This window comes from Providencia sp., assembly GCF_040396775.1.
Taxonomy (GTDB): Bacteria; Pseudomonadota; Gammaproteobacteria; order Enterobacterales; family Enterobacteriaceae; genus Providencia.
In genome coordinates, this window is record NZ_JBEBNT010000003.1 from 288,630 (window position 1) to 300,090 (window position 11,461).

Annotated in this window: 10 protein-coding genes and 2 tRNA genes; 6 read left to right on the forward strand and 6 right to left on the reverse strand. The window is 39.0% G+C overall.

Annotated elements, in window-relative coordinates; all coding sequences use genetic code 11:
• Window positions 1-21: 21 nt before the first annotated feature.
• Complete coding sequence (gene fliZ, locus ABWP91_RS05905) at window positions 22-537, reverse strand: flagella biosynthesis regulatory protein FliZ (protein ID WP_219249117.1); 516 nt, start codon at window positions 535-537, stop codon at window positions 22-24.
• 1,024 nt (window positions 538-1,561) lie between these two features.
• Here fliZ and ABWP91_RS05910 point away from each other — a divergent pair.
• Window positions 1,562-1,870 carry a DUF5339 domain-containing protein gene (locus tag ABWP91_RS05910; protein WP_102139566.1) on the forward strand — a complete coding sequence of 103 codons (309 nt, stop codon included), beginning with the start codon at window positions 1,562-1,564 and terminating at the stop codon, window positions 1,868-1,870.
• 186 nt (window positions 1,871-2,056) lie between these two features.
• A complete protein-coding gene (locus ABWP91_RS05915; protein ID WP_353242465.1) occupies window positions 2,057-2,758 on the forward strand; it encodes a type III secrection system effector, WxxxE family in 702 nt (233 codons plus the stop codon).
• 52 nt (window positions 2,759-2,810) lie between these two features.
• Here the strand turns inward: ABWP91_RS05915 and mgtA are convergent, their stop codons facing one another.
• From mgtA to cspE, 4 genes are all read right to left on the reverse strand, one after another.
• Window positions 2,811-5,513 (reverse strand): magnesium-translocating P-type ATPase, encoded by a 2,703-nt coding sequence (mgtA, locus tag ABWP91_RS05920; RefSeq protein WP_353242466.1) that lies wholly within the window; start codon window positions 5,511-5,513, stop codon window positions 2,811-2,813.
• Between the two features lie 149 nt (window positions 5,514-5,662).
• A complete protein-coding gene (locus ABWP91_RS05925; RefSeq protein ID WP_353242467.1) occupies window positions 5,663-6,361 on the reverse strand; it encodes an MgtC family protein in 699 nt (232 codons plus the stop codon).
• Window positions 6,362-6,787: 426 nt separating this feature from the next.
• Window positions 6,788-6,976, reverse strand: coding sequence for a protein DsrB (gene dsrB, locus ABWP91_RS05930; protein WP_353242468.1), 189 nt, complete (start codon window positions 6,974-6,976; stop codon window positions 6,788-6,790).
• 104 nt (window positions 6,977-7,080) lie between these two features.
• Entirely contained in the window at window positions 7,081-7,293 is a 213-nt protein-coding gene (gene cspE / locus ABWP91_RS05935; RefSeq protein ID WP_004909801.1) for a transcription antiterminator/RNA stability regulator CspE, read from the reverse strand.
• Between the two features lie 485 nt (window positions 7,294-7,778).
• Between cspE and ABWP91_RS05940 the strand changes: the two genes are divergently transcribed.
• The 3 genes from ABWP91_RS05940 (at window position 7,779) to ABWP91_RS05950 (ending at window position 8,811) form a co-directional block, all read left to right on the forward strand.
• Complete coding sequence (locus tag ABWP91_RS05940) at window positions 7,779-8,282, forward strand: YlaC family protein (protein WP_353242469.1); 504 nt, start codon at window positions 7,779-7,781, stop codon at window positions 8,280-8,282.
• A 135-nt stretch (window positions 8,283-8,417) separates the two neighbouring features.
• Window positions 8,418-8,493, forward strand: a tRNA-Asn gene (locus ABWP91_RS05945).
• Between the two features lie 242 nt (window positions 8,494-8,735).
• A tRNA-Asn gene (locus tag ABWP91_RS05950) sits at window positions 8,736-8,811 on the forward strand.
• A 54-nt stretch (window positions 8,812-8,865) separates the two neighbouring features.
• Here ABWP91_RS05950 and ABWP91_RS05955 read toward each other — a convergent pair.
• Complete coding sequence (locus tag ABWP91_RS05955; protein WP_353242470.1) at window positions 8,866-9,768, reverse strand: LysR family transcriptional regulator; 903 nt, start codon at window positions 9,766-9,768, stop codon at window positions 8,866-8,868.
• A 131-nt stretch (window positions 9,769-9,899) separates the two neighbouring features.
• Here ABWP91_RS05955 and ABWP91_RS05960 point away from each other — a divergent pair, with 131 nt between their 5' ends.
• Entirely contained in the window at window positions 9,900-11,438 is a 1,539-nt protein-coding gene (locus ABWP91_RS05960) for an MFS transporter (protein ID WP_353242471.1), read from the forward strand.
• The last annotated feature ends 23 nt before the right edge of the window (window positions 11,439-11,461 follow it).

The window sequence follows — 11,461 nt, forward strand, 5'->3', positions numbered from 1 at the left end:
CAGTTACCTACTCTATTCTGATTATTGCATTTTTTCTGATTCCCAGAATAAATATTGTTCATATTTACGTAATGCAATATTGTAATTACTAAATGCTGAGTCTGTCATTTTTTCGCTTAATTGTTCTTGAACTTTACTTGCAGTAAATTCTTTCATTGAAAAATTAGAGGAAGATAACAGCTCATCTAAACGGCGTAAGCGAACAACATACTCACGAACGGTACTGTGGCTCATCTCAGTCTGTAAGAATAAATACTGTTTAAATGACATAATATCAAAATAATCAGTATTACTATTGCAGTAAATCTCACTACAAAAACGACAAAGTGCAGTAAATTTACCTTGCAGCTCCCCCCAAGTACCTTCATCAACCAATTCAGTCATATCAGCGATAGCTTCTTTATTTAAGATGTCATCGTTGAAAACCAAAGAGATACGATCAAGCGTTTTGTGGCAATGTGCACAATGAGTTTGGCTGTGTTTAAAATCTTTGATGTAACGGCTCAGAGGCCGTTTCTTTACAATAGAAGCAGACATAATGGTAAAGCCCTGTGTGTAAGTCTAAAAATAAAATTGTAACAAGATAAACCGAGTTACATACTTGTCATGCCCATAGCATTAATAGAATGTTTGCTACGTTGCATTTAAATACGGGTAAACCCGTATATCATTTTCTTACTTTCTCTTTGGGAGATTTATCCTCCTGAGAATGTAGTGTAAGAAAAATTATTGCCCTTTATGAAAAATATTCTACCCCGTCTATCGCTCTTTGGCGAATTTCTAAGGCGAGTCAATTTTGGTACGAATTTGATTTAGCGTCAACCTAATTAACTTAAATTTTGTTAACTCTATACACATAGCGTTAACGAACATTATAAGGAAACTAACCATTAGATAGAGCAAGGGCACAGACTTTACCTGATTATTCTATCTTCGTACAAAGAAAATTTGATTTAAAAATCAATCTTATAGCTATTCAAAGGTTTAATTGATAAATATGTGAAGTCGCTCACCTTTTTCATCTATTATTGCATCTTAAATGTACAGATATTAATGCTTAAAATATCTCATAGTTTAGTGTCATTCAATTTTTGTAAACTTTTCATTACAATTTATACCTATTTTTAAACACCAAACTCTATATACAAAAATGTTATAAATACGATAAAAAGTGTTATATGGGTTTTAATTGATTTTATTTCGTTCTATATCACATTTTTTGGCTTGGTTATTTTTAATTAAAAAATAACTTTACAATATTAAGCTATTTCAATTTAACATTCACATTTATCTCTTCGGCATGACCTTAGACCAGGTCACATACCCCCTTAATGAATACTTTTTTCATAATAGTGATTAATGCTGTGATTTTTAATGAATTACCCATATTTAATAATTAATCTAACTACCCGAAATTTATATTGCGATATTATTCACTGAAATGGTTGTTTTCATAATTACTAATTAAGATATTATTTTAGGATTAGTTACATTTGATATTAAAAACTTCTCTTATATACTTCATTTGCTATATAAATAAATAATTTTAATAAGGTTGATTATGAAAAAGTTAATTTTAGCTTGTGGTATGGGTTTACTGGCATTGACAATCACTGCTTGTTCAGAAGAAGAGAAAAAAGGTGAAGTTGCTGGTGCAACTGAAACTTGTAACGCTTACTTTGCTGAAGTTGATAGCTTAATTGCTAAAGCTTCAGAAAATCCACAAGCAAAAGCTCAGTTAGATGCTATGAAAGGTCAGCTGGAAGAAGGCAAAAAACAAGTTGCCGCATTACCTAAAGACCAGCAAGATAAAGCTTGCCAGCAAGGTATTGATGCAATGAAACAAATGAAAACTGCTTTAGGTCTGTAATCGCTTAGATTATTTCAGATTACTGCAATTTTCCAAGAAAGAGCCCATTTGTGGCTCTTTTTTATGCGATAAAAAAACCATATAAATACATCTTTCAAGACTCACTCACCTTATCCATAGGTTTTTGCAAGCTCATATCGCTTCTAGCTTATAGAATTAAAAAACGCAAAAACTAAGGAATAGATAATGAGCATATATGTCAATACTGTCGTTAAAAGACCCTTTTCGCTCAGCGGTTACACAAAAACATGTAGTAAAATTAACCACTTAATCAAGGGCATTAAAAACACCAATACCCCATGTATTAAACTCAATTTTAATCATAAACATATTGAGTTAGACAAACATAACCTACTCAATAACCTTAAAGGCCGTATTTCAGCGGAAATTGACTATAAAACATTTGAAGCGGGAGAAAAAACACTTCAAATATCCAGTGCTATTAATAGTGTAATTGATGAAACTCAGGCTATTTTTTTGCCTGTTCCCAAAAAAAATCAAGTGGTTATAGATAAAAAAGACAAATCAATCCTTTTTAAAAATATCCAAAGAGATTGTGGGCTTCAAGAGTCTGATATGCAACTCGATGCAGCACAGCCCTTTACTAAGCAACTTATTCAGAATGACACAAAAGTAAAAGAAGCAATTCACTATTTAAAGTTGAATACAAAAAACATAGACTTAAATAAAATAAATGCGGATAGCAAGGCGACAACAAAATATGTTGTCGAGGTGCTTAATGATACTGTCTGCAAGGACTTTTACCCTAATATTGATTTTGGCAAAATTAGAGAAAGCGCAGCAAAAAATACACGTAGTATATTAGAAAAGAAACATTACCAACGAATTGATTTCTACATCTTAAGAACAGAAGGAACAGCGGTATAATGCAAAAAGGAGAACCATCCTTGGCTCTCCTTTTTATTATTTTATCAATATGTTATAGCCATGTACCAAATCGCTTGATATAAAACTGCTTCATCAATTGCGCCACAACGCAGTAGCTCACTAATGTCAACGCTAACCAAGGGAAATACTCAACTGGTAATGGTTGTAATCCAATCATCGTTCCAAATGATGAGAACGGAATATATAAGCCTAACGCCATAATTAATCCCGTCGTTAACATCACAGGTAGTGCCGCTGTACTTTGAATAAATGGAATTTTTTGTGTTCTTAGCATATGAACAACCAAGGTCTGAGACAATAACCCTTCAACAAACCAGCCTGATTGGAACAATGCTTCATGTGCCACACTATTTGCTTGGAATACATACCACATCAAAGCAAATGTGGTGATATCAAAGATGGAGGATGTCGGCCCAATCCAGAGCATAAAGCGACCAATATTTTTCGCATCCCACTTACGAGGACGTTTTAAAAACTCTTTATCCATTTTGTCCCAAGGTAATGCCAGTTGGGAAATATCGTACAGCAGATTTTGTACGAGCAAATGAATCGCTAACATTGGTAGGAACGGAATAAATGCACTAGCAATTAATACTGAGAATACATTCCCAAAGTTAGAGCTCGCTGTCATGTTCAAATATTTGATAATATTACCAAAAGTTTCCCTACCTTTAATAACGCCCTGCTCTAATACCATCAAATCTTTTTCAAGTAAGATGATATCCGCTGATTCCTTCGCAATATCGGTACCTGTATCCACTGAAATTCCCACATCTGCATCACGAAGAGCTGGTGCATCATTAATTCCATCACCTAAAAAGCCGACAGTATGTCCATTTGCCTGTAATCTTTTTAAAATGCGGGACTTTTGCAGTGGTGTCAGTTTACAAAATACGGAAACCTGCTCAACTCTTTGGCTCAGTTCCTCATCAGACAGCGCTTCAACCTCTAAGCCAGTCATGATTTCACTGATGTTAAGACCAACATCATGGCAGATTTTTTCCGTAATAATGGCATTATCCCCAGTCAATACTTTGACGGTGACACCATTTTCACGTAGCGCCGCGATTGCAGAAATCGCACTCTCTTTTGCGGGATCGAGGAAGGTTAAAATACCTTGTAACTCAAGTTGTTGTTCTGCTTGAGCAGAAAGTGGCAGGCTAGCTTCATGTTCATTTAATGCACGCGTCGCGAGCAACAATACCCGAAATCCTTGTCGGTTATAATCACTCACTAACTCGGTAATTCTTGCTCTCGCTTGCTCATCTAAAACTTGCGCCCCACCGTTTTGCTGATAGCTTTGGCAAACAGCAAGCATTTCCTCCGCAGCACCTTTACAGATAAGCAGCGCATTTCCCGCCGGCGTCCTTACCGTCACAGACAATTTTCGGCGAATAAAATCGAACGGTAACTCATCAATTTTTTGAAATGCTTTTAGTTGCTCAACCTCATTATTCCCTCTTCCTCGGCGAATAATGGCCTGATCCATCATATTTTTCGCACCGCTTTGATGGAAACTGTTTAACCAAGCAAGTTGCAGAATTTTACTATTTTTCTCACCATTACTATCAAGGTAATGCTCTAAAATGATCTTATCTTGCGTCAACGTTCCCGTTTTATCCGTACAAAGTACATCCATTGCGCCAAAATTTTGTATAGCATTCAACCTTTTGACAATTACTTTGTGTTTCGACATCGCAATTGCCCCTTTCGCCAAGTTTGAGCTGACGATCATTGGGAGCATTTCAGGGGTTAACCCTACAGCAACAGCTAAAGAAAACAGCGTTGCTTCGAACCAATCACCTTTTGTAAATCCATTGATTAATAAGACAATTGGAACCATAACCAACATAAAACGGATCAATAACCAGCTGACACTATTCACACCTTTGTCAAAAGAGGTTTGTGCCCGACTGCCAACGATTGATTTTGCTAGTGAGCCTAAATAGGTTTTCCCACCCGTCGCCACCACAATACCGCGAGCCGTTCCGCTGGTGACGTTAGTTCCCATTAAACAAATATTTGATATTTCGAGTAATTCATTTTCAGTTGGTGATACAGGGTCAAGGCTTTTGGCGGAAACATCCCCGAGAGTGTCATATTTTTCCACAGGGATAGATTCGCCCGTTAGAATCGCTTGGCTAATAAATAAGTCTCTCGATTCAACTAGTTTTAAATCGGCAGGAACCATATCCCCTGCGGATAAAAGAACGATATCTCCCGGAACTAGGCATTTGATTGGGACTTCTTTGCGAGTTGAACGCCCGGTTTTATTGTCTCGACGAAACACAGTTGCCGTGGTTCTAACTAGGGATTTGAGGGCCTCAGCCGCTTTATTTGTCCGATATTCTTGCCAAAAACGCAGTAAACCACTTAGCAGAACCATCGTAACTATAATGATAACACCCGTTAAATCTGTCTCTTCTCCCTGGCGTTCTGGGATCAGATAGTCTGTAAAAAAGCTGACTAACGCTAACACAATCAGAACAAAAATAAATGGGTTTTTAAATGATGAGAGCAGTTGCTTCCAAGCAGGAGGCGCTTTTTCATGAGCAACTTCATTTTCACCTTCAGTCACTAAGCGGTCCATCGCTTCATTGTCTGCTAGGCCTAATAAATTGGTTTGATACTCATTTAGCACTTGCTCAATGTTTTTACTCGCTTGCTCGCCAACAACAAATTTTTGCCGAGCGGGCGCTTTAACGCTTTTGCGTTGGTGTCTTATTTCAGTCATAACGTTGTCTCGAATACAACACTTGTGTATCTTCTACGCTATCCAACTGAAAATAAGGCTATTATATCAGTTGGATAGCTCCAAATTTCGACTCCATGACGGAGGGTGATCGTCCATTTCGGCTCCTATAATGAGTTAATTTTCTGCATTCAGGCTGGAAGCTCTGATGCCACTTTCCAATTGATAGCACTTACGCTTTGCTCGAGACTGATTCTGCAAACTAATGCCTCAATCTCTTTTTGTTCAGCGGGTGTTGCCAAAAATTCTGCACAAACCTCAAGTTGTTCTGTTTTTAATGTGTCAGCACTACTTAATGATTGCAGTCGAATATGTAGCCCATTAATGGCTTGTAAAATAAGGGTTCTAACTAAAATTTCGTCTTCCTGATGGCACATCACGCGGATTTTATAACGCTGCTCAACATCCAAGGCTTGTACTTGAGGTTGCTTATTGATGCGAGAAGCAGCTTCTCGCAATAAAATATTTGCACATAAAATCAATAAGGCAGCCATCATCGCAAGTGAATATTGCCCTAATCCACACAACACACCAATCCCTGCGGAACACCATAATGTTGCTGCCGTATTCAGACCTCGAATGTTCATGCCTTCACGCATGATGACACCCGCCCCCAGAAAACCAATACCTGAAACCACTTGTGCCGCAATGCGTCCGGGGCTGTCAGGTGATGTAGTCACTGAGCTTAAAATAAAAACAGCGGCGCCCGTTGCAACTAATGCATTCGTTCTCAGCCCAGCCATACGTTGACGCCATTGGCGTTCAGCACCAATTAAGGCACCAAGGCACATTGCCGAAACAAGATTTAAAATATCAGGAGTAAAAAGCATAATAATTCCTCCAAAAAAATAATTTGGATAGTGTTTTATATGCTTAATAAAAAGCACATAGCCCTATTTTGAATCAATAAAGATCCAAGAATTATTGGCTATTGCCAGGAGGAAATAGAGAGTAAAAATATACAAACATGATACACACTCAATACAGCAGTAATAAGCTATTAATTAAATATAGAATAATACTTTGTTTAAAGTATAAGGGTGTATGTGTGATGGGGTACATCAGACACCGCCCGCCTTAGTGGCAAGCAGTGAAAAGAAAAGACGATTACTGGCTTGCCGTTAAATTAAGTTTTTATTCCAACTCTGACTGTCCAAGTAATAATCTCCTAAATAATTGATGGGAGGAGTATAGGTGGGCTAATTTACGAAGTAAAGGACAAATTTTTAATAAATTTGAAATTAATTAAAAAACTATTATTTAATTAATGTAACAAACGTACCTTCGTTCCCTTCTTTTTCATTAAAAAACCAAATACCTTCAGGGTAATCAGGTAATGCGATTAAATACATCACACCTTCATTAAATGGTTCAATAAGTAAAATTGTCCCTTCTCGTGGTTCTTGCCCATCTGTTTTCACATAAACACGATCATTAATATTCATAACATCTATTTTCCAACAAAATAATATTACTCATAAATGTAACGCATACGAAAAAGCCCGTCATTAAAAATGACGGGCTTTAGAAAATCAGTTAAGCAATTAGCTTAGATAGCAGTTACGTTAGCAGCTGCTGGGCCTTTTGCACCGTTTTCAATGGTGAATTCAACTTGCTGGCCTTCTGCCAGAGTTTTGAAACCATTGCCCTGAATGGCAGAGAAGTGGACGAAAACGTCTTTGCTACCATCAGCTGGAGTGATGAAACCGAAGCCTTTAGACTCGTTGAACCACTTAACTTGACCTTTCATTTTGTCGGACATTTGACTTTTCCTATATAACATCAAAAAAACTTGCCTTTTTGGCATATACGGGCCAGAGTCAACTATTTAATCAGGGAAACACCAAGATGAAGCGTCACGGTCAAAGGCTATCTGTGATAACTTTCTTCTTTAGAACACACTAACTCAGTAATCGTACATCAAATAGGACTGCTAAACAGGCCGATGCACATTAACTCATGACTTAAAGATAATAGCAACTATTTTATACATCCAATCCATAAAAAGATGTGGTTTTTTCGACTCCGTCACTTTTATCCGTCATAATGTTAACAAAAGCACTGCATTTAGTTGATAATTTAAAGAAAAATTTAATTACAAAGAACAACAAACCTAGCCATTGTCAGTCAGAATTGTCTGATCTGATGACAATCTGCATGAATATTTTTTTTAACTGATATATAACAATCTCGAGACCTCGTGGTACTCTGCTAGTATAGATTCAATATCTGACAGAGAGTTATCACATGGATATTATCAAACAAATACTTGTCGAAGATTTAGATGCCATCAACAAACGCGAAAACCGTGATGGCAAACCGTATTTCAACAGCCAGTTCCTTGCAAACCACCCTTATTTGTGTGTTGGTATGATTGCAGCCTATATTCCGCTGGCTGTTATTCTTTGGTATGCGCCGTATTTTGGCCCTTATTGGACGCTGGGTATTACCCTGTTATTTGTTATTTTAGCAAGCGTATTACTTTTTGATATTAAGCCTGTCTATCATTTCGAAGATATTGGCGTGTTGGATTTACGTGTTTGTTATAATGGTGAGTGGTTCGTTACTGAACCTGTTTCTGAAAATGCCATTCGTAAAGTCCTTGATTCAAATGAAGTCAACCAAGCAATTAAACAAGAAATCACTCGCCTAATCGCATTAAAAGGTATGATTTCGTTTTATGATATTTATCATGTGGCTTACCCTGAAGTTTCTACGCCATTGCAAGGTAAATTAGCAGCTCAAAATTAATGCAATATCAATTGACTAGCGTGAAACTTAGCCACAATGAGCAGTGAGTGAGCAGTTAGGTTTTTTTTCCATTTTTATCGTTGACAGCTCGAGGTGATATCGTTAATATTCGCCTCGTTCTCAAGAACAAGTAATTCCTCCATAGTTCAGTCGGTAGAACGGCGGACTGTTAATCCGTATGTCGCTGGTTCAAGTCCAGCTGGAGGAGCCAAATTTAAAAAGCCCGCCTAGTGCGGGCTTTTTGCTATCTCGCATTCACCATCTCCATTCTCATATATTCCTAACATATATTAGTGTTATCTACCTTCCTCATTTTCTTGAAATCAGAGGTTTAGGAACAGAGAATCGCCAATTTGTTTATTTAACACCCACTTGACCGTTTTTTTTATTTTTATGCTTTACAACAGGAAACAGGATGGGTAATATGCGCCTCGTTCTCAGGAACAATGCAATTCCTCCATAGTTCAGTCGGTAGAACGGCGGACTGTTAATCCGTATGTCGCTGGTTCAAGTCCAGCTGGAGGAGCCAAATTTAAAAAGCCCGCTTAATGCGGGCTTTTTGCTATCTGACGTTTGCCACTCATTATTCCTTCTCTAGAAAAAATTGCTTGATTGTTTGGCGCAGCCATTGGTGTGCAGGGTCTCTATCCAAACGGGGATGCCATGCTTGCACAATAAATATGGACTCCAATTCAATGGGTAATTCAATTTCAACCAGCGGTAAATTAATGCTTTTCACGCCCTGCAATACATGGCGAGGCAACGGCAGGATATAATCAGACTTCATCGTTAGCATCATCGCAGAGTGAAAACTCGGCAAAGTCAGCGCAACCTTACGTTCCAGTTTTAAATCACGCAACGCATCATCAATCGGCCCTAAAGTACGCCCTCTTCGCGAGACACTAATGTGAGGATAATGCGTTAATGTCTCTGGTGTCACATTACCCAAAATTGGGTGTCCAGGGCGAACTAACGCTTGAAATGTGCTCGTGAATAAACTTTGAGCTTTAATTTCCGGGTGCCAATCCCGTGATGAGCCGATAACCAAATCCACTTTACCGCTGCGTAAAGAGTCGTCCTCTGTATCACTTTCTGCAATAAACGTTAAACTGCTGCGCGGTGCCATCTTACGCAAAGTTTCTAATAAGCCACCGCCTAATGCGCCAATAAAAATATCATTCGCCCGAATAACAAACGTTCTTTCTAGCGTTTCAGGATGAAACAGCTCATCGGGTTCAATAAGTGCTTGTGCTTGAGTAATAATCTCTGCCAATTGTTGTTTTAGTTCTAATGCCCTTGGTGTAGGAACTAACTTCCGCCCTGCTCGCACTAAAATTGGGTCATTAAATTGATCTCTTATACGGCCTAAAATGCGGCTCATGGCAGGCGCACTTAAATTCATTTTTTCTGCGGCACCGCTCACACTGCCCTCTTCCAGTAATAAATTCAACGCATAAATTAAATTAAAATCAATTTTCTGTGGCATATCTTCCCTCGCCCATGGATTGCATTTTTTGCAATAACTTAATTACATCATTTCATTTTAAACAATCAATCAAAATTTAGATACTACTGCACAAATTGATAGAACAGTTATTGAAACAGCAGGAGTTTGAAATGGTTGATGCGTCTATTACGCAACCTCAGAAAAACAAATGGATAGCCAGTGCAAGTGAAATCAGTGGTCGCACGTGGATGGGGCTATTTGGTGTTTTTTTAGCGGTCATGGCGAGTGGCGTAGGAGAAAACGCCAGTAAATTCGCCCTTGGCGATATTCAAGGCGCAATGGCTTTAAATATTGATACAGGAAGTTGGTTAATCACCTGTTATGTCACAGGCTTTGTTATTGGTTCGGGTTTTACACCATGTTTTTGGCCAACATTTTCACTACGCCGTGTTGCCTTAGTGATGTGCTCAATTTACCTCCTCGGTGGGTTAATCACACCTTGGTTAGGGGATCACTATGCATGGTTATTGGCAATCCGTAGTTTGCAAGGCTTCGCTGGTGGTGCTTTACCTCCCATGTTGATGACCGTAGTACTGCGCTTTATGCCACCACTAATTAAGGTTTTAGGGTTAGGTGCTTATGGCTGGGTTTCCGCATGGAGCGCCACGTTTGGTGCTACCGCTGCGGCTTTTGCATTTCACTGGGGATGGAGCGGGTATTTTTATTGGAATTTACCGTTAATGGCTATCGCAACTATTTGTATTGGTTACGGTTTACCCCAGGACCCCCTTCGATTAGAGCGCCTGAAACAATTTAATTGGCGTGGTTTAACTCTTGGGGGAAGCGCCTTAGCGATGCTTACCGTGGGAATATCCCAAGGAGAACGCCTAGATTGGTTAAACTCTTCACTTATTTATGTCCTATTAATTGGTGGGTTAGGGTTACTTGCCCTGTTCTTAATCAATGAATGGTATCACCCATTGCCGTTTTTTAATTTACAGCTGCTCGGCAAACGAAACCTTTCGTTTTCATTAATTACATTGGGTGGTGTTCTATTGATTATGGTTTCACTCGTCAATATTACTTCAGGTTATTTATCTGTCATCCAAGGATATCGGCTCGAACAGACCTCGGACATGATGCTATGGGTATCTCTCCCCCAACTGATTACGTTGCCTATCGTTGCAATTATTTGTAATACCCCAAAAGTGGACTGTCGCTGGGTATTAGCCATCAGCTTGTTATTGATGGCAACCGCCTGCGTACTTGCATCACAGCTAACTCCAGATTGGCATGGCAATAATTTTAAAACCATTTCGCTACTGCAAGCGATAGCGCAACCCATGGCCGTTATTCCGTTATTGATGATGGCAACTGGGGGGCTTTTACCCACCGATGGTCCTTTTGCCGCAGCATGGTTTAACGCAGTTAAAGGCTTCGCAGCAACGGCAGCGGGAGGTGTGATTGCCCTATTAAGCCGCCAGCGTGGCGATTTTCACTCAGGCGTGATTGCTGACAGTTACGGCACTGCCTATCGCACAACATCAGAGTCTATTGGAGAGCTAACCCAGATTGCCTCCAGCCAAGGTTATGTTCTGGCAAGCGCTGATCTTTATATGTTGGTTTCAGGTTTAGCGCTGCTCTTAACAGGGCTAATTGTTGTGATGCCAACCCGTATTTATCCGCCTCGGTCTGTCGCCGCGGCTTAGTTATTGATTATCAGGAATTAATC